The following is a 21,303-nucleotide window of genomic DNA, read 5'->3' on the forward strand; positions in this document are numbered from 1 at the left end:
ATCCGCCGGTCGTTACGGTGGCAGTGATGAATGCGCGCGTGGATCGGCACCATCGGCGCCGCGGAAAGTTCTTCGGACTCGCCGCGACCATCGTGCTGGTGTGCGGCACGGCATTAGGCGGGCTGGCCGCGCCCGCGACGGCCGACTGGAATCAATGCGCCCCGGCCGGCTTGGACAGCGCGCGCGTCCTGCCCAGGGATCTGACCGCGAGCCAGCCCACGCCGGAGGAAGACGACGACACCACACCGTCGGTCGAACCGCTCAGCTCGGTGGACGTCGGCGCGCTGGGCCTCGGCACACCGGGGGTGCTGACGGTGGGCACGCTGTCGGACGCCCCGCCCAACATCTGCATCAATTCCACCGGCGAGTTCACCGGCTTCGACAACTTGCTGCTGCGCGCGATCGCCGACAAGCTGCACCTGCAACTGCGCTTCGTCAGCACCGACTTTTCCGCGCTCCTGGCGCAAGTGGCATCCCGGCGCTTCGACGTCGGCTCGGCGTCGGTCAAGGCCACCGACCAGCGTCGACGCACCGTCGCGTTCACCAACGGCTACGACTTCGGCTTCTACTCGCTGGTGGTGCCGCCCGGCTCGCCGATCCACAACTTCACCGATCTCGCCGCCGGCCAGCGCATCGGCGTGGTCCAGGGCACCGTCGAGGAGTCCTACGTCGTCGACACCTTGCACCTGCAGCCGGTCAAATACCCCGGCTTCGCCACCCTGTACGCCAGCCTGAAGACCCGCCAGATCGACGCATGGGTGGCACCCGGAACCCTCGCCGCGAGCCTGATCCGGCCGGGCGACCCGGCGGTGACCGTCGCAAACACTTTCAGCCCAGGCAATTTCGTGGCATACGCGGTCGCCAAGGAAAACCAGCCGCTGACCGACGCGCTCAACGCCGGGCTGGACGCGGTGATCGCCGACGGCACTTGGTCCAAGCTGTACTGCGATTGGGTGCCGCGCACGCTGCCGCCCGGGTGGAAGCCCGGGTCGAAGGCCGCGCCCGCCCCGAACCTGCCCGATTTCGCGGCGATCGCCGCCGCGCAGCACCGCACCTCGGCCCCGGCCGCGCCGAAATCCACGCTGGCGCAGTTGCGGGATTCGTTCTTCGACTGGGACATGTATCGGCGGGCCATCCCCCTGCTGCTGACGACGGGGCTGCCGAACACGTTGATTCTGACCAACTGCGCCATCGTGATCGGCCTGGCGCTGGGAATGGTGCTGGCCATGGCGGGCATCTCGAACCGGCGCTGGCTGCGCTGGCCGGCGCGGGTCTACACCGACATCTTCCGCGGCCTTCCCGAAGTGGTGATCATCCTGCTCATCGGGATGGGCGTCGGCCCGTTGGTCGGCGGGCTGACGAACAAGAATCCCTACCCGTTGGGAATCGCCGCGTTGGGGTTGATGGCGGCCGCCTACATCGGCGAAATCCTGCGCTCCGGAATACAAAGCGTCGACCCCGGACAGTTGGAGGCCTCGCGCGCGCTGGGATTCAGCTACTCGACCGCGATGCGCCTGGTGGTGGTGCCGCAGGGAATACGGCGCGTGCTGCCGGCACTGGTCAATCAATTCATCGGGTTGTTGAAGGCCTCCGCGTTGGTGTACTTCCTGGGCCTGATCGCCGATCAGCGGGAGCTTTTTCAGGTGGGCCGGGATTTGAATGCCCAGACCGGAAGCCTGTCGCCGTTGGTGGCCGCGGGTCTCTTCTACCTGATATTGACCATTCCGTTGACCCACCTGGTGAACTACATCGACGCGCGGCTGCGCCGTGGCCGGCGCGCCCCCGATCCGGACGAGGGCCCTGACATGCTCGCGACGACGTTCGGCCAGGAGATCACGTGATTCCCGCTGCCGCGAGCCGTGCGCCAGTATCGCTGGCCGCCAAGGACATTCACCAAACGCTTGGCGGCAACCGGGTGCTGCGCGGCGTCGATTTCGAGGCACCGGCCGGCACCACCGTCGCCGTGATCGGGCCGTCCGGCTCGGGCAAGTCGACGCTGCTGCGCACCTTGAACCGGTTGCACGAACCCGACAGCGGCGACATCCTGCTGGACGGCCGATCGGTGTTGCGCGACGATCCCAACGAACTGCGGCAGCGCATCGGCATGGTGTTTCAGCACTTCAACCTCTTCCCGCATTTGAGCGTTCTGAAGAACGTCGCGATGGCGCCGCGCAAGTTACGGCGCCTGCCCGCCGACGAAGCCCGCGACCTGGCGCTGGCCCAGTTGGAGCGAGTTGGGTTGAAGCACAAGGCCGATGCCCGGCCCGGCATGTTGTCCGGCGGCCAACAGCAACGGGTCGCGATCGCCCGCGCATTGGCCATGGCCCCGCAAGTGATGTTCTTCGACGAGGCGACATCGGCGCTCGATCCCGAAATGGTGAAGGGAATTTTGCAACTCATCGCCGATCTTGGCGCCGACGGTATGACGATGATCGTTGTCACCCACGAAATGGGCTTTGCCCGCTCGGCATCAGACACCGTGGTGTTCATGGATCGCGGCAAGGTCGTGGAATCCGGTCCGCCGGAGCAGATTTTCGAGACCGCACGAACGGACCGTCTGCAGCGTTTCTTGTCGCAAGTACTTTGACGCGTCCCGTTGCGACTAATTAGTCGGCATAGCTACCTTGTAAGCGCCTGATATCGGGTTAGACTCCCCGTTTATGGCGGACAGCGAATCCACCGTGGCCGACGTGACCGAGCTTGCGGAAGGTTTGCACCGTGCGTTGTCCAAATTGTTTTCGATTCTGCGTCGCGGAGACCCGAGCGGGGCCGCCGCCGGGGACCTGACGTTGGCGCAGCTGTCGATCCTCGTCACGTTGCTGGATCAGGGGCCGATCCGGATGACCGACCTGGCGGCCCACGAACGGGTGCGCACGCCCACCACCACGGTGGCGATCCGCCGGCTGGAGAAGCTCGGCCTGGTCAAACGCTCGCGTGACCCGTCCGACCTGCGGGCGGTGCTGGTCGACATCACCCCGCGCGGGCGCGCCGTGCACGGCGAGTCGCTGGCCAACCGGCGCGCCTCCCTGGCCGCGATGCTCAGTCAGCTGCCCGAGGCCGACCTCGGCACGCTCATGCAAGCGCTGGCGCCGCTCGAGCGGCTGGCCTCCGGCGAACCGACGTCCGGACCCGCGTGCCCGCCGGACGCACGCAAAGAGGCATGAAAGTACCTGTTGCACAACGACTTTAGCGTTGCCGTTAGACTACTGGCATGCCCACTGCACTCATCACCGGCGCCGGCGGCGGTATCGGTTCCGCGATCGCCACGGCGCTGGCCCCCACCCACACCCTGCTGCTGGCCGGCCGGCCCTCCGACCGGCTCGATGCCGTCGCGGAGCGGCTCGGCTCGACGACGTTCCCGCTGGACCTGACCGACTCCGCTGACATCGAGGCCGCCTGCGAGATCGTCGACGAACTCGATGTGCTGGTGCACAACGCCGGGGTGTCCATCCCCGGCCATGTCGCCGACACCGACGTCGACCAGTGGCGCGCCACTTTTGCCGTGAATGTGCTTGGGCCGGTGGAACTTACGCTCGCACTGCTACCCGCGCTGCGACAGGCCCGCGGCCAGGTGGTCTTCATCAACTCCGGCGCCGGCCGCAACGTCTCGCCCGGCATGGCCTCCTATTCGGCCAGCAAGTTCGCGCTGCGCGCCTTCGCCGATTCGCTGCGCGCCGACGAGCCACAGCTGCGGGTGACGACCGTGTACCCCGGTCGCACCGACAGCGAGATGCAGCGCGAACTCGTCGCGTTCGAGGGCGGCACCTACGACCCCGCCAAGTTCCTCAAACCCGAAACCGTCGCGGCCACAGTCGCCAATGTGGTGGCCACGCCCGCCGACGGCCACGTCCACGAGGTGGTGCTGCGGCCCACTGGCCGTTGACCGGTCGGCGGCTAGACGACCAGGTTGACCAGGCGGCCCGGGACCACGATCACCTTGCGCGGGTTGGCGCCGGCCAGGAAGGCCTGCACCTTCTCGTCCGATAAGGCCGCGGCCTTCAGGGTGTCCTGGTCGGCGTCGGCGGCCACCACCACCCGCCCGCGCACCTTGCCGTTCACCTGCACCGGGTATTCGACGCTCTCGTCTACCAGGTAAGCCGGATCGGCTTGCGGGAAGGGACCATGCGCCAGGGACGTGGTATGGCCCAGCCGCAGCCATAGCTCCTCGGCCATGTGCGGTGCCAGGGGCGCCAGCATCAGCACCAGCGGCTCGACCGCCGCCCGCGGCACCGCGTCGCGATGCTCCTTGGTGAGGTGGTTGGTGTACTCGATCAGCTTGGCCGCCGCAGTGTTATTCCGCAGTGCCGCATAGTCTTCCGAGACACCGGCGATGGTGCGGTGCAGCGCTCGCAGGGTGTTGGCGTCCAGCTCGTTTCCGCCGGCCGCATCGAGCACCCGCGTCTGTCCGGTCTGCTCGTCGATCACCAGCCGCCACACCCGTTGCAAGAAGCGGTGCGCCCCGACGACGTCCTTGGTGGCCCACGGCCGGGAGGCCTCCAGCGGGCCCATCGACATTTCGTAGACGCGTAGCGTGTCCGCGCCGTACTCGTCGCAAATCTCGTCCGGCGAGATCGAATTCTTCAGGCTCTTACCGATTTTCCCGAATTCCTGAAAAACCTCGACCTCCCCGCCGGGGCCCGGATAGAAGAACCGGCCGCCGCGCTCGATGACCTCCTCGGCGGGGACGTAGGAGCCGCGCGAGTCGGTGTAGGCGAAGGCCTGGATGTAACCCTGGTTGACCAAGCGGCGGTACGGCTCCCGGGAGGTGACGTGGCCCAGGTCGTAGAGGACCTTGTGCCAGAACCGCGCGTACAACAGGTGCAGCACCGCGTGTTCGGCGCCGCCGACGTACAGGTCGACGCCGCCGGGATCCTGCGGGCCGTGCTCGGCGGGCCGCGGGCCCATCCAGTACGCTTCGTTCTCCTTGGCGCACAACCGTTCCGAGTTGTGCGGGTCGGTGTACCGCAGTTCGTACCAGGAGCTGCCGGCCCACTGCGGCATCACATTGGTGTCGCGGGTGTAGGGCTGCAAGCCGTCGCCCAGGTCCAGTTCGACGTGCACCCAGTCGGTCGCCTTCGCCAGGGGCGGCGACGGCTCGGTGTCGGCGTCGTCGGGGTCGAACAGCACCGGCGAATAGTCGGGCACGTCCGGCAACTCGACGGGCAGGGCGGCCTCGTCGAGCGCGTGCGGGCGTCCGTCGGCGTCGTAGACGATCGGGAACGGCTCACCCCAGTAGCGCTGGCGGGCGAACAGCCAGTCCCGCAGCTTGAACTCGATCCGGGCCCAGCCGCGGCCCTCCGCCTCCAGGCGCGCCGTGATGGCCTGCTTGGCTGTCGGCACGTCCATCCCGTCCAGGTAACCGGAATTGACCAGTACACCGTCGCCCGGGTACGCGGCCTCCGAAATGTCGCCGCCGGCAATGACTTCCACGATCGGCAGGCCCAACTCGTGGGCGAAGTCCCAGTCGCGCTGGTCGTGGCCCGGCACCGCCATGATCGCGCCGGTGCCGTACCCGGCCAACACGTAGTCGGCGATGAAGATCGGCACCGGCTTGCCGTTGGCGGGGTTGGTCGCATAGCTGCCCAGGAAGACGCCCGTCTTCTCGCGGTTTTCCTGACGCTCCAGATCCGACTTCGCCGCGATCGCCTGTCGGTAGCCCGCGACAGCCTCCCCCGGCGTGGCGGCGCCGTAGGTCCACCGCGCGTCCGTCCCGTCGGGCCAATCGGCCGCGATCAGCCCGTCGACCAGTTCGTGCTCGGGGGCCAGCACCAAATAGGTCGCCCCGAACATGGTGTCCGGCCGGGTGGTGAACACTTCGATGTCGACGGTCTGGCCGTCGGTGTTGGTCGCCGAGAACAGCGCCCTGGTGCCGGTCGAGCGGCCAATCCAGTTGCGCTGCATGGTTTTGACCGGTTCCGGCCAGTCCAGCAGTTCCAGGTCGTCGAGCAGCCGGTCGGCGTAGGCGGTGATCCGCATCATCCACTGCCGCAATCGTTTCCGGAACACTGGGAAGTTGCCGCGGTCGCTGCGCCCGTCGGCGGTGACCTCTTCGTTGGCCAGCACCGTGCCCAGTCCGGGGCACCAGTTCACCATCGAGTCCGCGCGGTAGACGAGTCGGTGGCCGTCGATGACGTCGGCCCGCTCCCCCGCCGACAGGGTGGCCCACTCCCGGCCGTCTTCGAGGCGCCGTGCGCCAGAGTCGAATTCCGCGATCAGCTCCGCGATGGGTCGGGCCTTGCGGGCCGCGGTGTCGAACCAGGCGTTGTAGATCTGCAGGAAGATCCACTGCGTCCACTTGTAGAACTCGACGTCGGTGGTCGAAAAGCTGCGCCGGCTGTCGTGGCCGAGCCCCAGCCGGCCCAGCTGACGCTTGAAGTTGACGACGTTGGCCTCGGTCCGGGTCCGCGGGTGGGTGCCGGTCTGCACGGCGTACTGCTCGGCGGGCAGCCCGAAGGCGTCGAAACCCAACGCGTGCAGGACGTTATGCCCGGTCATCCGGAAGTAGCGGGCGTACACGTCGGTGGCGATGTAGCCCAGCGGGTGGCCGACGTGCAGGCCCTCGCCCGACGGATACGGAAACATGTCCTGCACGAACAACTTGTCGGCGGGAATCGGGGTGCCGTCCGTGGGGGCCAACGAACCGACCGGGTTGGGCACGTTGAACGTGCCGAGCTTTGCCCAGTTCTCCTGCCAGGCGCTTTCGATGCGCCCCGCCAGCGCCGCGGTGTAGCGATACGTCGGGGCGTCGGCGTCCGTCTGAACGGCACCGAAGTTGGCATCCGCGGCGGTGGTCGGGGGTTCGGTCACCTGAACAGGGTATAAGGGTCCCCCGGCCAGCCCGGCGGGCCACAGGATGATCTCGGTTCCGTTGCGCACCGATCAGAGCTTCATCCCAGGTGTATTTCGAGCCTATTCACCGCCTTGACCTCTAGTTACAGTCAGCCACTATCGACGGCTGCTGGCAGTGCGCCATTGGAAGGACCGACGGAGATGATTGAGAACGTCCGCGCCCACCGTGCGCTCCTCGGGGGTCTCGTCGCCGGCCTGCTCGGCATGGCGGTTGTCACGGGCGCCCAGGCATCGGCGGACCCGGTGCTCCCCGCACCAGCCCCCGCCCCCGCCGTACCGGCGCCGCAGAGCGTCACCGCCGTCCCTGGGCAGGCGCCCGTCAACAGGTTCGTCGCCGCCCCGCCGGCCTCGAACCCCGTCGCGGCGCCGACCACCCCCGGTGCGCCCGCACCCGCCGCGGCCGGGCCCACCGCGCCGGTGACCCCCGCGCCCGCCACCTCCGGAACCATCCGGGACTATCTGCAGTCCAAGGGCGTCAAGCTCGAGGCGCAAAAACCCGAAGGCCTCAAGGCGCTCGACATCACCTTGCCGGTGCCGGCCCGTTGGACCCAGGTGCCCGACCCCAACGTGCCCGACGCGTTCGCGGTGATCGCCGACCGGCAAGGCAGCAGCATCTACACCTCGAATGCGCAGGTGGTGGTGTACAAACTGGTCGGCGCGTTCGATCCCCGGGAGGCCATCAGCCACGGCTACGTCGACAGCCAGAAGCTCCTGGCGTGGCAGCCGACCAACGCCTCGATGGCCGATTTCGGTGGCTTTCCGTCGTCGGTCGTAGAAGGTACGTACCGCGACGGTGACATGACGCTGAACACCTCGCGGCGGCACGTCATCGCCACCTCGGGGGAGGAGAAGTACCTGGTGTCGCTCGCGGTGACCACCGATCGTGCGGTGGCCGTCGCCGACGCGCCCGCCACCGACGCGATCATCAACGGCTTCCGCGTGACGGTTCCGGGAGCCCCGGTTCCGGCGCCGGTCCAGAGCCCCGGGGCGTCGCCGGTCGGCCTCGCCCCGGCGCCGGCGCCGGTCGCCCAGGTCCCTGCCGCGGCTCCGGTCCCCCAGGTGCCGGCGGCCACACCGGTCGCCCAGGTGCCGGCGGCCGCACCGGTCGCCCAGGTGCCTGCCGCGGCCCCGGTCCCGCAAGCCCCGGCCGTGGCTCCGCTTCGGCAGACCTCGGCGACGGCGCCGGTCGGCTTGCCCGCGGCGCCCATGCCCAGCCGGCAGCCCACGCCGAACCTGTTGACCCTGGTGCCGGGCCTACCCCCACTCCCCAATTTCTCGTTTCTGCAGCACTAGGCGCTGCGGCGGCTCCGCTGGAGCCCACTGAGCGGACGGGTGCCCGGGCTCGTATTGTGAGGCCATGCTGATTGCGGGCGTCCTGTGCATGTGTGCGGCGGTGGCCTCCGCCGGGTTCGGAACCTGGTCGCTGGCGCGCACCCAGAATGTCGACCCCACCGCAATGGCGCTGCGGTCCATGGCTCCGGCGCAGCTGGCGGCCGCGATCATGCTGGCCGCCGGTGGTGTGGTGGCCCTGGCGGCCTCCCCGCACACCGCGCTCGTGGTGTTGATCGTCTGTGTCGTCGGCGCCTTCGGAACGCTGGCCGCCGGGTCATGGCAGAGCGCGCGCTTCGCGCTGCAGCAGGAGGCCGCGGCCCCGGCGTGCGCGGGAACCTGCGCCGGCTGCACGCAGTCCTGCCACTGAGAAAGTAAGGCCCCGGCGTGGGGGGCGTCAGTTGCGGCTGAGGTCGATCGGATGGGTCGCCAGTAGCGACAGCGGCAGCGGCTGGCGGCGCAGCACCTGGCCCCACAGGTCGGACCTCGCCCCGACGAGGACGTCAGATGGCAAGCCCGACAAGACAATCCAGTCGTCGCGCTCGATTTCGCCTTCGAGTTGGCCGATGGTCCAGCCGGAGTAACCCGCGAAGATCCGCACGCCCTCCACCAGCGGCGCGATCGAGTCGGGGTCGGCATCCAGGTCGACCATGACCACCCGGCCGTCGACATGCCGTAATCCCGGAACGCCCTGGGGATCGGCGCCGACCCGCAACGCGGCCAGGCAGAGCGCCGCATCACGCTTCACCGGGCCGCCGATGAACATCGTCTTCGGCTTGGCCGCGAGTTTGGTCCACTGCGGCAGCACGTTGTACACCGCGGTCTCGCTGGCGCGGTTGAGGACGACCCCCAACGTGCCACCGTCGTTGTGCTCGACGATGTAGATGACGCTGCGCCGAAACGTCGGTTCGAAAAGATCGGTGTTGGCAAGCAGCAACGTACCCGCGCGCACCCGCTGTGCGGCCGGCGCGACATAGTCCTCTGGATCCTCGGGCGGCGGCACCCAACCATCATCGCATCCGGCGCGGGCCGCCCGGCGGAATCGAGCGCGGGCCGCAAATATTTGTACTGTTGTTAGGCGGCTCGGACCGCGGCGAGCTTGCTAGCCCCAATTGTGGAAGTCGGTTTGGTGATCCAATCCCGGATGCACTCAAGCGCACCCGTCGAAATATGGCGGTCGGTGCGCGGTTTGCCAGACTTCTCGCGACTGCTGCAGGTGCGCATGGCGAGCCAGTTCGGGGATGGGTTGTTCCAAGCGGGCCTGGCCGGGGCGTTGCTGTTCAACCCCGACCGGGCCGCCGATCCGATGGCCATCGCGCGGGCGTTCACTGTGCTGTTCCTGCCCTACTCGCTGTTGGGTCCGTTCGCCGGCGCGCTGATGGACAGGTGGGACCGGCGGCTGGTGATCGTCGGCGCCAACGCCGGCCGGCTCATCCTGATCGCCGCGATCGGCACGATCCTGGCGGTCAGGGCGGGCGACCTGCCGCTGTTGTTGGGCGCGCTGTTCGCCAACGGTTTGGCCCGCTTCGTCGGGTCCGGGCTCGCGGCCTCGTTGCCGCACGTCGTGCCGCGCGAACAGGTCGTCACGATGAACGCCCTGGCCAACGCGTCGGGAGCCATCGCCGCCTTCATCGGCGCCAACTTCATGCTCGTGCCCCGGTTCGTGTTCGGCGCGGGGGACAAGGGCGCCTCAGCGATCATCTTTCTCACCGGTGTCCCCATCGCGACCGCCCTGCTGCTGTCGTTGCGGTTCGGCTCGCGCGTGCTGGGCCCCGACGACACCAAGAGGGCCATCCACGGACCGGTCTTCTACGCCGTGATCACCGGCTGGTTGCACGGCGCGCGGACGGTGGCGCAGCGGCCGACGGTTGCCGCCACCCTGTCTGGCCTGGCCGCCCACCGCATGGTGATCGGCATCAATTCGCTGCTCGTCCTTTTGCTGGTTCACCACCTCACGAACCCCGAGGCCGGGGGATTGGGGACGGCGCTGGTGTTCTTCGGCGCCGCCGGCCTGGGCGCGTTCCTGTCCAACGTGTTGACTCCACCCGCGGTCCGCCGCTGGGGGCGCTACGCCACGGTCAACGGTGCCCTCGCGACGTCGGCGATCATCGAGGTCGCCGGCGCGGGATTGCTACTGCCGATCATGGTGGCATGCGGTTTCCTTCTCGGGGTGACCGGGCAAATGGTCAAGCTGTGCGCCGACTCGGCGATGCAGATGGACGTCGATGACGCCCTTCGCGGGCACGTGTTCGCCGTGCAGGACGCGCTGTTCTGGGTCGCGTTCATCGTTTCGATCACGGTGGCTGCGGCGCTGATTCCCGACGACGGGCGTGCACCCGCTTTTGTGCTGGTCGGCTCGGGGATTTACCTGGTCGGCCTGGTCATGCACGGCGTCCTCGGCCGTCGCGGCGAACGAGCGGATAATTCCCACCCGGCGGAGACAACCGACGATCGGAGGCAATGATGGCGGGTCCCGAGCCCATCGTGGCTGACCTACGAGCCGAAAGCGACGAGCTGGACGACCTGGTTGCGCCGCTGCCCGCCGACCGCTGGTCCGAGCCCACTCCAGCGCCGGGCTGGACGATCGCCCACCAGATCGGGCACCTGCTGTGGACCGATCGGGTCGCGCTGACCTCCGTCACCGACGAAGCGGCGTTCGCCGAAACCCTCGAGGCCGCTGCCGCCGACCCGACGGGCTTCGTCGACGCGGGCGCCGAAGAAGTGGCGGCCTTGGCGCCGGCCGAACTGCTCGCCGACTGGCGGGCCACCCGCGGCCGGTTGCACGAGCAGCTGCTGGCGGTCCCCGCCGGGCGCAAACTTCCGTGGTTCGGACCCCCGATGAGCGCGGCGTCGATGGCGACCGCGCGGCTGATGGAGACCTGGGCGCACGGCCTGGACGTCGCCGATGCGCTGGGGGTCAAACGAGCGGCCACCGATCGGCTGCGGTCGATCGCACACCTCGGTGTGCGCACCCGCGACTACGCGTTCGTCGTCAACAATCTCGCCCCGCCGGCCGAGCCGTTCCTGGTCGAACTGCGCGCACCGGGCGGTGACACCTGGAGCTGGGGATCGCCCGACGCGGCGCAGCGGGTGAGCGGCTCCGCCGAGGACTTTTGCTACTTGGTCACCCAACGCCGCCCGCTGAGCGGCCTGGACATCACCGCACAGGGGCCCGACGCGCAGCGCTGGTTGGAGATCGCGCAGGCCTTCGCGGGTCCGCCGGGCGCCGGGCGATGAGCGCGCGTGCGCGCGAAGAGAGCCGGCGCCATTTGACCTGAGCGCCGGGCGATGAGCGCGCTTGCGCGCGAAGAGAGCCGGCGCCATTTGACCTGAGCGCCGGGCGATGAGCGCGCGTGCGCGAAGAGAGCCGGCGCCATTTGACCTGAGCGCCGGGCGATGAGCGCGCGTGCGCGGTTAGTGCAGCGGGCCGCCGTAAGTCGCGCGGTTCTCGGCCTCGGCCTCTTCGCGCAGCGCCGAGATCGCGAGGTTCAGCCGGTCGGCGAGTTCGCCGTGGGCGTACGCGGTCATCACACCCGGGTGCAGGGTCAGCTTGAGCAACCGCCCGTCGGCATTCGCCACCGCATGAACGTCACCGAGATCGACGCTGTAGGTGACGGCCTCGGCCTGGGCGACGAGGGCTTCCCACTTGTCGGCCGCCTCGCTGAGTTCACGAAGAACTGATTCGACGAGATCCTTATCGCTGAGATTCGCGCGACCGCCCGAATCCGACACGGTCACAGTATCCTCGCCCCCTCCAACCAGCGTCAATTCATAATCGCGCGCCGTCCGGCCGCGCTATGCGCCCGTCGGTTCGGTGGCGAGTTTCTGATACCAGGCGAGGTGATAGTTCGCCGACACCGGGTCTGCGCTCGCGATGCCTTCGGTGGCGGCCATCAACAGACACTTGAGCAGCAGGGCCGGATTCACGGACGGGGACTGAACCAGGAGCTGATAGCGCGCCGTATCAAGGTGCACCCGCAGGACGTCGACCTCCTGGTCGATCACAACGGCGTCCGCGGCGGCCGTGTCCGCGAGCCGTTGCACGATCCGGGGGAGGCCCTCGAACCGACGTGTGGTCTGGCTCAGCACTCTGGCCAGGTCCGGGATGGCGGGCAGCTCACGCGGTTCCAACGAGGATTTCGTCGCGGTGAAGTCGGCCGAGCGGCGTAGCGAATCGCCGGGAGCATAGGTGACGACGTGCACCGCGTCACCGAGCAGCGCGGCGACCCTGCCCGTGCGTCGCCCGGGTTCCAACAACCGCACGCCCGCCGGGAGGTTGATGCCCGCAGGTATCCAGCCGTGGGCGAGGTCGGTGACCAAGACCGTCGTGCCGTCGGCGCGCTCGCCGACCGCCCAATTCAACCGCGGCTCCTGGCGGACCACGAACTCGAGCAGGCGATTCAGCCGGTTGATGTCGAAACCCGTTGCGGGCGCAGCCTTTTGCGGGGCAGGGCGGGGGAGGGGCTCGTGGGGCGCCGGCTCGTCCTGGCCGGCCGGCTCGTCGACGACGGCGTGGTGGCGACCGCTGTCGGCGGGCTCGTCGACGACGGGCTCGACGTCGGTTATCGCGGGGATGACCTGCGTCTCGTCCAGCGCGGCCGCGGCGGCGACATCGGCGACCGGTTCCGGAGGTTGGGCCTCATCCTGGCCAGTGGCCGGCTCATCGGGTTCGGCGTGATTTCGACCGTTCGCGATGGGCTCCCAAGCCGGCTCGTCGACCACGGACTCGACGTCGGTTATCACGGGGATGACCTGCGTCTCCTCCATCGCGCCCGCGGGAGTGTCCTCCTCGGCGATCGCGGCGGGTTCGGCCTCATCGACCGCGGGCTCGACATCCGTGATCGCGGGGATGACCTGCGTCTCCTCCAGCGCGGTGGCGTCCGCGGTCGGTGGCTCCGGAGCACTTTCGGCGTCGTCTTGCTGCTCGAAGATGTGGCGACGACCGTTGGCGACGGACTCCCCGGCCGGTTCAGTTGCGCTCTCGCTCGGGGTTTCGCCGGCGCGCTCGACCTCCGTGACACTCGGGATGACCTGCGTCTCCTCCATGTCGGGGTACTCGGGAGCCGCGTCCTGGGGCACGGCCTCGGGCTCGTCGGCGCCGCCTTCCGGCGCGACGGGTGCCGGTTTCTCGACGACCCGCCAACGAGGACGACGCCGGCTCGCGTCGGGCGGCCCCGCCTCCGTAACCGCGGGAATGACTTGGGTCCGGTCCATATCCGGTGCCGGCGGCTCGGCGAACTGTGGGCGCGCATACCCGGCGGTCGCCCCTGCTGGAACCGCGTGCAGCTGGCGGATGGTCGATTCGACTCGCCGCACGGCGCGGGCACGCGCCTCGTCGATCACTCGGGCCTCTTCCGCCTGCCGCGGCAGGTCAGCCAATCCGGCGCGCTTGATCATCTTCAGCTGCTCGTTTGCGCCGTCGACGATCCGCTGCAGGTCGGTCTTGAGATAGTCTGCAACCGTGGCGTTTTCGGCGGTAATCGTCGATAGCTCGGCAGGCCAAAGGCCACCGATCACCCACGGGGTGCAATCGATGGGAGAGCTGAAAGCCGGCATCGCCAGTGATTCCCGGGTAGCTCTCCGGAGGCGCTGGCGCGCCGTCATCCGACCGAAGATCGCCACCGGCTAAGCGTACCGGCATCTGATGAACGGGTTATTCGGTCAGTGAATTGTGCAGCTGTAACGGCCTGGGTAGCGTGTGGATATGGCTGAATCTGCGTTGCAGCAGCAACTCGACGAAGTGCGGGCCCTGCTCGCCCGCGCACGAGAGTTGTTCGGCCCCAATCCCGTAGAGCCGCCCACCGATATCGCCCCGGATCCCGAAGCGGCCAAAACCTGGTTGCTGTAGGACGTCGCGGCCGGTCAGATCGCCTTGTTGCGACGGCGCAGTTTATGCGCCAGGAGCTTCTCGATCGCCACGTCGAGGTCTCGCGGACTCGGAACCTCGGCTGACGGGGTGTGCCCGGCCGCCACGATTTCGTCGCGAATCTCCAGCAACGCCTTGAGGCACGACACATCCGCGGTGAGCAAGATGCCGCGGGCCAGCGTCTCGGCGTCGGTCTCCATCGCCTCTTCGCTCAGCGCGACGCTGTGCATGTACCCGCCGCGGCAGGAGCGGACAAGGATGTGCCCACTCGGGTGAACGGTGTCAAAAGCGGGATTAGCGTCCGTCATCGACCGCGGTCAGCGATGCCGCCGAGGTTGCGGGCAGCATCCTGCTCGTGCTGCTCCCACATCGTCGCCGACGCCGCCAGTTTGTCCGCCAGGTCGGCGTGGTCGGCGGCCTGTTGCTCGTAACACAGGCGTCGGAGCTCGAGCAGTTCCCGGCCGGCGTCGCGAAGTTCACCGAAGATCGGTCCCAGGGAGTCCAGGCTTTCCTGGATCGCCTCGTGCGACGCCGGGACCGTGCGCAAGTAATCGGAGGTTTCCTGGTGCCGCGCAGCGGCTTGACGCAAGTGCGCCGGCACCACATGGATCGAATCTGCCATCCGCTATCTCCTGTTCACGGCCGCCGGCCGAACCGGCGAGATCACTATTGTCAGGTGGTCGACGAACTCGCCGGCCGCGTGGGTGTCGGTGTGTCGGGCTTCGCCGGCGCGGTCACGGCTGCGGCCGCCGCCGGCGGATGCTCCCAGCCTAGAAAGGTTGGCCCGCTCACGGTGGCGATGTCTTGAATTTGGCCGTCGAGAAGGGCCTTGCCGGGACCAAGAGCCAGCGCATGCCGGTCGATGAACATCCCGATGTCGGCCGGACTCACATGCGCCGCGTCGACCGGGTTGGTCACCGCGGTGCCGGGTGGCGGGATCGTTATTCCCTGCTGCTGGAACGCATCTGGTATCGCCGCTCCGCCGACGGCGGCTTTGATCGCCGCTGCCAGCTGGGGACTGGCGGCCGTCACCGTTTCACCGTCGGGCAAAGTCACCGTGGTGGGGCCGGCCGGTGGCGCGTCGGGATCGACCGCCGCCGCATCCTGTTCATCGCCAGGTTCATCGGACGACGCGTCCGTCTTCGGATCCGGGTGGCTCGCGACGTCCTCGAGTTCTTTGTCGTCCAGGCCTTGCAGCGCGGGATCCGTTGTGTCGCCCTGCAGGCCGGCCAGGGGCAGTCCGCTCGGGGCTCCGCCAAGACTCGGCAAGCCCGGTGCGAAGCTGGGCATCGGCGGCAGCGCGGAAGCCATCGGCGCCACCGGGGCGGTCGCGGCGTCCGGCACGCCCACCGAGGGGATCTCATCGCTCGCCACACCCGGATCGTCGGCCAGCAACGAATCCAACAGCGGATCCCATTCCGGGTCGTCCGCCGGCTCGTCCGCGGAAGCACCCGTGGGCTGGGCCGGCCGCTGTTCGTCGGGACCGCTCGACTGACTCTTGGATGCGTCGTAGAGCGATGTCCACGCGGCCATCAGCGCCGACTTAGACGTGTCGTCCAGGCTGGCGTTGAGGACCACCGCACGGATGTCGCGGAGCTTGCCGATCAGGAAGCGCTGGAAATCGCGCGCGCCGGCCGGCGTGTCCAGGTCCGACCTCGTCCGGACCGCGGCTTCGGTGTCGTGCTGCAACTGGGCCAGCGCTTGGCTACCCTCGACGGCGTTGAGGTGGGCGTTCAAAATCGCGGTGATGACTTGCAGGTCCAGCTGCGAACTCGCCGAATTCTGGTGTGCGAGCGTGGCTTCGGCGCGCGCGATGGCTTCCGCCGCCTCGCCCTGCTCGCGCCCGGGCGCAGCCGCATATTGTTGGCGAATCTTGCCCGCTATCGCCTGGAGCTGTTCGGGACGCGTGGTCGGGGTGATCACGGCGGCCAGCTCACCGGGCGACAGGGCCGCCTGCCAAGCGTTCGGGTCACCGGTGCGATCCCGGGCATCTTTCACCGCGGCCAGTAGCTCCTCGTGCGCCGACATCAGCTAGACAGCCGGCGCTGCTGATACCGCAATTCCTTGCGGGATACGCTGCGGCCCCTCCATGCCCGGCGACAGTACCCAGAGCCCGTCGCGCGGACAATTCACTGAGCCGGGGGTTTGTGGATGACATCGCGACCGCACCTTGCCTAGCCGGTGTCGGTAACGTATTGGTCCCGAAGCCCTTCCAGCACAGCCCTTTTCGCTCGGCTGAGCTCGCGTGCACCGTCGACGACCGCGGTGATCTCGCGTTGTTTGGCCAGCAGAAACCTCTGAAACTCCCGCGCGCCCATGGGCGTATCGATGGCGAGGTTGGCCTGGTGCACGGTGGCGTGGTCGATCTGTTCGGCGATAGCGTCCAGCCTCCTGGCGCCCTCGCGCATTGCGGCGTGAGCGCTGGTGAGCACGTCGGCCAATACCCGGTCGGCGTCGGCGGCGGTGCCGTGCTGGCCGGCCAGCGCCGACTGCCGTGCCTGCATGGCGGCTAGTGAAGGTCCGGCTGGTTCCGTCATCTGCTCACCCTGTTCGTCATAGCGGTCGGCGAATCGCAACGTTGGGGCCCAGCCGGCTGATCCGGACCGAAGCACCCGAATAGGGCGCTTCGATTACCAGGCCGTTGCCGATGGCCAGCTGCACGTGTCCGGCGTGCGGGAAGACGAGATCACCAGGACGGACCTGCGAACGGGGGACCGGGATTCCGTCGTTGATCTGCTGATAAGTGGTGCGGTCCAAGTGGATTCCCGCCTGCGCGTAGCTCCATTGCACCAATCCCGAACAGTCGAACTGGTCGGGGCCCGTCGCACCCCAGACATAGGGGCGGCCCAGGCGTGACAATGCCGCCCGCACCGCGATGGCGGCGCGTTGGTTGCCGCCGGCGCCCTGGTGCAAGAGCTGATAGCGCAGCGCCCGCAGTTGCGCCGCGCGCCGTCGTGCGCGCAACCGGGCCGCCACGACGTGCGCGCGTTGCGCCCGCAGTCGTGCGGCGCGGCGGCGCAAGGCCTCGCGTTGGGCCATCGGCGTCGTCGGGGAGACGGTGGCATCGGCAAGGGCTTCGTCGACGACGCGTCCGGTCAGTTCGCGGGCCTGGTCCCGGTCCCGGTCGGCGCCGGCGATGACGCCCGCCGCGGCGGCGTCCGTGGCGGCGGCCGCCGCGAGCCGTTGCCTGCTGTGGTCCGCGGCCAGCCGATAGCCGCGATGTGTGAAGCCGTCGGTCTGCCCGTGCGCCGTCCGCAACAAGTTGCGGTAGTGCCCGGTGCCCGCATCCAGAGACGGTTGCCGGGCGCTGCCGGCGAACATCTCATGCGCACGGCTCAGCACCTCGACTTCGCTGTAGCTCATTGGGCCACCACGTTTCCGGCCTCCACTGCATCGGTGAAGGCACGCACGCGGGGGAGCGCTCCCGGCGGGATGACCCCCCGGTTGCGGATGTCCCAGATCTCTTCGACGTCGACGCCGACGAGCGCGGCGATGATGGTCTCCGGCAATGACGATTGCCCGCAAGCCCGGTCGAACCGCGCGCTCAGGCTGGTCGGCATCCGTTTCAACAGCGCTGTGCGCGTCGCCTCCAGGGCTTGGAGGTGCTCCATGAGCCGGTCCGTGGAGTCCGACCCGGCGTTCACCGCCACCCGCCAGGAGCCGGCGGCCAGCATCTCTGCCTTCACGCACTGAGCGATCACAGACAGAATATACGTCTCATATTCGTTTGATGTTGTCGCCGGCAACCGATCGATGACGGATTTGAGGGCTTCGAGCTGAGCCTCGGCGTAACCTTCCAGCACTTCGGTGTCGCTGTGACGGTCCACAACCACCGGCCCGGTGCGCCGGGCGGGGGCGGCCGGGGGCGGTTGCGCGGCCATCAGCCGGGCCAGTTCCGCGTCGGGATCGGCCGCCACCAACAGCCGCGAATAGGTGCCCGGCGGCAGACCCAGGCCGTTCTCAACCTTCTGAACTGTGCTTTTATGGGGCTTGCGGGCACCGCGTTCCAGAAAGCTCAGCCCCATGATGCTGACGCCGGTCGCGGCGGCGAGGTCGGCCAACGACCAGTCGCGCGACTCCCGCAGGGCGCGGATCGCCGCGCCGGCCGATTCACGGCTCATCGCACGCTCCGGCCATAAGGCCGGATACTACACAGCCCATCCCGTATCGCTGGTGATATACGTTTCTGTCACGTTTCTCTTGCGCTCAACCCATCCTTCTGTATACGCTTCTGTCTACGTTTCACGTTCGACAAGGAGACCGACATGGGACACCCGTGCGCTGCCAACCCAGAACTTTGGTTCGGCTACCCCGACGACGACCGCGGCGACGGTGCGGCGAAGGCCCGTGCGTATGAGCGGTCGGCCGTCGAGGCGCGCATCCAGTGCCTGCGCCGCTGCCCGCTGGCCCAGCAGCGCCGGTGCGCCCAGCACGCCATCGCGCACCGCGAGGAGTATGGCGTCTGGGCCGGGGTCAAACTGCCCGGTGGGCAGTACCGCAAGCGGGAACAACTGGCCCAGGCCCACGAGGTGCTGCGCCGCATCGCATCCGGCGAAATCAACTCCCGCCAGCTCCCGGAGAATGCCGCCCTGCTCGCCAACCACGAACACGAGGCCGTTGCCGTGGCCGCGGTGGTGCTGCACCTGCCGCTCGCCCAGGTCGGGCCCCGCTCGGCCGCCTGACATCCCGACCCGCTTAGGGGCAGTTTGCTGACCCAGCCAACGGGGTAGAGCTTCGGCACGACCGTGTCTGTCGACCCAAAGGCGGGATCCATGACGTTCGACCTGACCCCGACGGCGGCGCAACACGACCTCGCCCGGCGGGCCCATGAGTTCGCCGAAGAAGTGATTCGCCCCGTGGCGCTGCACTACGACCAGCGGCAAGAGTTTCCGTGGCCGGTGTTGGAGGAGGCGGCCCAGCGCGGCTTCTACAGTCCCTTGTTCTACCGCGACCTGATCGGCGATCCGACCGGACTGTCCTTGCCGATGTTCATGGAGGAGCTGTTCTGGGGCTGTGCCGGGATCGGGTTGGCGATCGTGATGCCGGCCCTGGCGCTTTCGGCGATCGGTCAGGCCGCGTCTCCTGAGCAGATGTTGGAGTGGGCGCCCGAATGTTTCGGAACCCCAGGCGATCTCAAGCTTGCGGCGCTGGCGATCTCCGAACCCGAGGGCGGCAGCGACGTGCGGAATCTGCGCACCACCGCGCGTCGCGACGGTGACGACTGGATCATCGACGGCCACAAGATGTGGATCGGCAACGGCGGGATCGCCAACGTGCACGTGGTCAATGCGGTCGTCGACGAGGAGCTTGGCCATCGCGGTCAGGCGCTGTTCGTGGTGCCCGGTGGCACGCCGGGGCTGAAGCTGGTGCGCAAGCTGGACAAGCTGGGCTGCCGCGCGTCCCACACCGCCGAGTTGCTATTCGAGGGCGTCCGCGTCCCGGGCGCCAATCTGCTTGGCGGAGAAGAGAAATTGGAGCACAAACTCGCCAAAGCTCGCGAAGTGGTGGCCGGCGGGAAGCGTTCCGGCTCCGCGACATTAGGGACGTTCGAACAGACCCGGCCGATGGTCGCCGCGCAGGCCATCGGGATCGCGCGCGCCGCGTTGGAGTACGCGACGGCGTACGCCACCGAGCGGGAGGCCTTCGGCGCGCCGATCATCGACAACCAGGGCATCGCCTTCCCGCTGGCGGAGCTGGCCACCCAGATCGACGCGGCGCGGCTGCTGACCTGGCGGGCGTCGTGGATGGCCGCCAACAACATTCCGTTCGAGCGCGGGGAAGGCTCGATGTCGAAGATGGCGGCCAGCGAGGTTGCCGTCAAGGCCACCGAACGCGCCATCCAAACCATGGGCGGCTGGGGCTACATCACCGATCATCCGGTGGAGAAGTGGTATCGGGATGCCAAGCTGTACACCATCTTCGAGGGCACCAGCGAGATCCAGCGGATGGTGATCGCCTACGCCCTAGGGGCGGCCGTCGGCACGCCGCCACTGCACGTGGTGCTCGAACCGTCCGGCGGGCCGTTGAACCGGGTCTTCGGTCGCGGCACCCCGCTGCGCTCCCGCGCCGCCGACACCGCCCTGTCGATGCAGGACCGGGTGCCCGAGCCCGTCATGCGGCTCGCGATGAAGGTGCTCCGTCCGCCCCGCAAGTAACCGGGTCTGGGTACGGTCGGGGAGAACGATGAGCAACCTTGAGCCGGCGCCGGTCGAAGTCGCTTGCGCTGCTTCACCCGGCGCGGGCGTGGAGGTGCTGTGCCCCCGCGAGGTTCCCTTGGGCGGGCCCAGGGCGATGCGGGTGCAGCGCACGCTTCCGCAACGTCAGCGCTCGTTGATCGGGGCGTGGTGCTTCATCGACCACTACGGGCCGACATCGGCGCGCATGGATGTCCCGCCGCATCCGCACACCGGACTACAAACGGTGAGTTGGTTGTTCAGTGGGGAAGTGGAGCACAACGACAGCGGCGGCGTGCGCGCCGCGGTGCGGCCCGGCGAGCTGAACCTCATGACCGCCGGCGCCGGCATTTGCCACTCCGAGGTATCGGTCCCGTCGCCGACTGACCTGCACGGTGTCCAGCTGTGGGTCGCGCTGCCCGATTCCGATCGCGACACCGGCCGCGGCTTCGATCACTACGTTCCGAAGCCCGTATCCCTTCCGGGCGCCACCGTTCGCGTATTCCTCGGTGATCTGGCCGGCAGCTCGTCGCCGGTGCATGCCTTCACCCCGCTGCTGGGTGCCCAGATCGACCTCGACGCCGGGTCTCGCGTCGACGTCGACATCGACCCGGCTTTCGAGCATGGCGTGCTGTGCGACCTGGGCGCCGTCCGGGTCGACGAGACCGCCCTGACGGTTGCTTCCCTCGCGTACCTGAACCCTGGTCGCTCCGCGCTGCAGCTGTCGAACGACGGCGACGGGCCTGCGCGTGTTCTGCTGCTCGGCGGCCCGCCGTTCACCGAGGAGCTGGTGATGTGGTGGAACTTCGTCGGGCGAAGCCACGACGACATCGCGCGTTACCGCCAACTCTGGGAGGACGGCGACGAGCGCTTCGGCGCCGTCCAGGGCTATCGGGGTTCGCTGAGCCGATTGCCCGCCCCGCCGTTGCCGACGACTCGGCTGCGGCCTCGACCCGCACCGCAAGGAAAGGAAGGTACAGATGGCCACCGATAAGACCGGGGCAGAAGCGACCGTCAAACTCGAGGAGGGTCGGTACACGATCGCCGTGGAGGGCAAGCAGGTTGGCCTGTCTCTTATACACATCT

General features: G+C 68.4%; 22 protein-coding genes. 12 read left to right on the forward strand and 10 right to left on the reverse strand.

What is annotated here, in order from left to right:
• Nucleotides 1-26 precede the first annotated feature (26 nt).
• The 4 genes from WU80_RS15210 (at nucleotide 27) to WU80_RS15225 (ending at nucleotide 3,883) form a co-directional block, all read left to right on the forward strand.
• Complete coding sequence (locus WU80_RS15210; protein ID WP_055399538.1) at nucleotides 27-1,841, forward strand: ABC transporter substrate-binding protein/permease; 1,815 nt, start codon at nucleotides 27-29, stop codon at nucleotides 1,839-1,841.
• Nucleotides 1,841-2,587, forward strand: coding sequence for an amino acid ABC transporter ATP-binding protein (locus tag WU80_RS15215; RefSeq protein WP_055399659.1), 747 nt, complete (start codon nucleotides 1,841-1,843; stop codon nucleotides 2,585-2,587). Before WU80_RS15210 ends, WU80_RS15215 begins: the two co-directional genes overlap by 1 nt.
• 73 nt (nucleotides 2,588-2,660) lie before the next feature.
• Nucleotides 2,661-3,164: a MarR family winged helix-turn-helix transcriptional regulator gene (locus WU80_RS15220; RefSeq protein ID WP_055399536.1), complete on the forward strand. Its 504-nt coding sequence runs from the start codon at nucleotides 2,661-2,663 to the stop codon at nucleotides 3,162-3,164.
• Between the two features lie 47 nt (nucleotides 3,165-3,211).
• The gene (locus tag WU80_RS15225) at nucleotides 3,212-3,883 is read left to right on the forward strand and encodes an SDR family oxidoreductase (RefSeq protein ID WP_055399534.1); all 672 of its coding nucleotides are present in this window, start codon (nucleotides 3,212-3,214) and stop codon (nucleotides 3,881-3,883) included.
• 11 nt (nucleotides 3,884-3,894) lie between these two features.
• Here WU80_RS15225 and leuS read toward each other — a convergent pair whose 3' ends face one another.
• Nucleotides 3,895-6,807 carry a leucine--tRNA ligase gene (gene leuS, locus WU80_RS15230; RefSeq protein ID WP_055399657.1) on the reverse strand — a complete coding sequence of 971 codons (2,913 nt, stop codon included), beginning with the start codon at nucleotides 6,805-6,807 and terminating at the stop codon, nucleotides 3,895-3,897.
• Between the two features lie 183 nt (nucleotides 6,808-6,990).
• Here leuS and WU80_RS15235 point away from each other — a divergent pair, with 183 nt between their 5' ends.
• Both WU80_RS15235 and WU80_RS15240 read left to right on the forward strand, forming a co-directional pair.
• Nucleotides 6,991-8,142, forward strand: a complete 1,152-nt coding sequence (locus WU80_RS15235; RefSeq protein ID WP_055399655.1) for an LpqN/LpqT family lipoprotein — start codon at nucleotides 6,991-6,993, stop codon at nucleotides 8,140-8,142.
• A gap of 64 nt (nucleotides 8,143-8,206) precedes the next feature.
• Nucleotides 8,207-8,548 carry a hypothetical protein gene (locus WU80_RS15240; protein WP_055399532.1) on the forward strand — a complete coding sequence of 114 codons (342 nt, stop codon included), beginning with the start codon at nucleotides 8,207-8,209 and terminating at the stop codon, nucleotides 8,546-8,548.
• 27 nt (nucleotides 8,549-8,575) lie between these two features.
• Here WU80_RS15240 and WU80_RS15245 read toward each other — a convergent pair whose 3' ends face one another.
• Complete coding sequence (locus WU80_RS15245; protein WP_055399530.1) at nucleotides 8,576-9,181, reverse strand: YqgE/AlgH family protein; 606 nt, start codon at nucleotides 9,179-9,181, stop codon at nucleotides 8,576-8,578.
• A 141-nt stretch (nucleotides 9,182-9,322) separates the two neighbouring features.
• Between WU80_RS15245 and WU80_RS15250 the strand changes: the two genes are divergently transcribed.
• Both WU80_RS15250 and WU80_RS15255 read left to right on the forward strand, forming a co-directional pair.
• Entirely contained in the window at nucleotides 9,323-10,642 is a 1,320-nt protein-coding gene (locus WU80_RS15250) for an MFS transporter (protein ID WP_055399653.1), read from the forward strand.
• Nucleotides 10,642-11,415, forward strand: coding sequence for a TIGR03084 family metal-binding protein (locus WU80_RS15255; protein WP_055399651.1), 774 nt, complete (start codon nucleotides 10,642-10,644; stop codon nucleotides 11,413-11,415). Before WU80_RS15250 ends, WU80_RS15255 begins: the two co-directional genes overlap by 1 nt.
• 177 nt (nucleotides 11,416-11,592) lie before the next feature.
• On the opposite strand, the gene WU80_RS15260 is transcribed toward WU80_RS15255, so the two are convergent.
• On the reverse strand, nucleotides 11,593-11,916 hold the full coding sequence (locus WU80_RS15260) for a DUF2710 family protein (protein WP_197281056.1): 324 nt from the start codon (nucleotides 11,914-11,916) through the stop codon (nucleotides 11,593-11,595).
• A 57-nt stretch (nucleotides 11,917-11,973) separates the two neighbouring features.
• Nucleotides 11,974-13,800 carry a DUF5632 domain-containing protein gene (locus WU80_RS15265; RefSeq protein ID WP_055399528.1) on the reverse strand — a complete coding sequence of 609 codons (1,827 nt, stop codon included), beginning with the start codon at nucleotides 13,798-13,800 and terminating at the stop codon, nucleotides 11,974-11,976.
• Nucleotides 13,801-13,882: 82 nt separating this feature from the next.
• On the opposite strand from WU80_RS15265, the gene WU80_RS26120 reads away from it, so the two are divergent.
• Nucleotides 13,883-14,026 (forward strand): hypothetical protein, encoded by a 144-nt coding sequence (locus WU80_RS26120; protein ID WP_167374087.1) that lies wholly within the window; start codon nucleotides 13,883-13,885, stop codon nucleotides 14,024-14,026.
• Nucleotides 14,027-14,040: 14 nt separating this feature from the next.
• Here the strand turns inward: WU80_RS26120 and WU80_RS15270 are convergent, their stop codons facing one another.
• From WU80_RS15270 to WU80_RS15295, 6 genes are all read right to left on the reverse strand, one after another.
• The gene (locus WU80_RS15270) at nucleotides 14,041-14,352 is read right to left on the reverse strand and encodes a DUF2694 family protein (protein ID WP_055399526.1); all 312 of its coding nucleotides are present in this window, start codon (nucleotides 14,350-14,352) and stop codon (nucleotides 14,041-14,043) included.
• Complete coding sequence (locus WU80_RS15275) at nucleotides 14,349-14,666, reverse strand: ESX-1 secretion-associated protein (RefSeq protein ID WP_055399524.1); 318 nt, start codon at nucleotides 14,664-14,666, stop codon at nucleotides 14,349-14,351. Before WU80_RS15275 ends, WU80_RS15270 begins: the two co-directional genes overlap by 4 nt.
• Before the next feature lie 50 nt (nucleotides 14,667-14,716).
• Nucleotides 14,717-16,072, reverse strand: a complete 1,356-nt coding sequence (locus tag WU80_RS15280) for a DUF4226 domain-containing protein (protein WP_055399522.1) — start codon at nucleotides 16,070-16,072, stop codon at nucleotides 14,717-14,719.
• Nucleotides 16,073-16,218: 146 nt separating this feature from the next.
• Entirely contained in the window at nucleotides 16,219-16,581 is a 363-nt protein-coding gene (locus tag WU80_RS15285) for a DUF4226 domain-containing protein (protein ID WP_055399647.1), read from the reverse strand.
• A gap of 16 nt (nucleotides 16,582-16,597) precedes the next feature.
• Nucleotides 16,598-17,407, reverse strand: coding sequence for a C40 family peptidase (locus tag WU80_RS15290; RefSeq protein ID WP_055399520.1), 810 nt, complete (start codon nucleotides 17,405-17,407; stop codon nucleotides 16,598-16,600).
• Nucleotides 17,404-18,165, reverse strand: coding sequence for a helix-turn-helix domain-containing protein (locus WU80_RS15295; protein ID WP_055399518.1), 762 nt, complete (start codon nucleotides 18,163-18,165; stop codon nucleotides 17,404-17,406). The genes WU80_RS15290 and WU80_RS15295 overlap by 4 nt, the downstream gene beginning before the upstream one ends.
• Before the next feature lie 144 nt (nucleotides 18,166-18,309).
• Here WU80_RS15295 and WU80_RS15300 point away from each other — a divergent pair, with 144 nt between their 5' ends.
• The 3 genes from WU80_RS15300 to WU80_RS15310 all read left to right on the forward strand — a co-directional run bounded on the left by WU80_RS15300 (nucleotide 18,310) and on the right by WU80_RS15310 (nucleotide 21,211).
• Entirely contained in the window at nucleotides 18,310-18,726 is a 417-nt protein-coding gene (locus WU80_RS15300; protein ID WP_055399516.1) for a WhiB family transcriptional regulator, read from the forward strand.
• Between the two features lie 90 nt (nucleotides 18,727-18,816).
• Entirely contained in the window at nucleotides 18,817-20,199 is a 1,383-nt protein-coding gene (locus WU80_RS15305) for an acyl-CoA dehydrogenase family protein (protein WP_055399514.1), read from the forward strand.
• Between the two features lie 28 nt (nucleotides 20,200-20,227).
• Nucleotides 20,228-21,211 (forward strand): pirin family protein, encoded by a 984-nt coding sequence (locus WU80_RS15310; protein WP_055399512.1) that lies wholly within the window; start codon nucleotides 20,228-20,230, stop codon nucleotides 21,209-21,211.
• The last annotated feature ends 92 nt before the right edge of the window (nucleotides 21,212-21,303 follow it).

Source organism: Mycobacterium sp. UM_11, from assembly GCF_001414075.1.
GTDB lineage: Bacteria > Actinomycetota > Actinomycetes > Mycobacteriales > Mycobacteriaceae > Mycobacterium.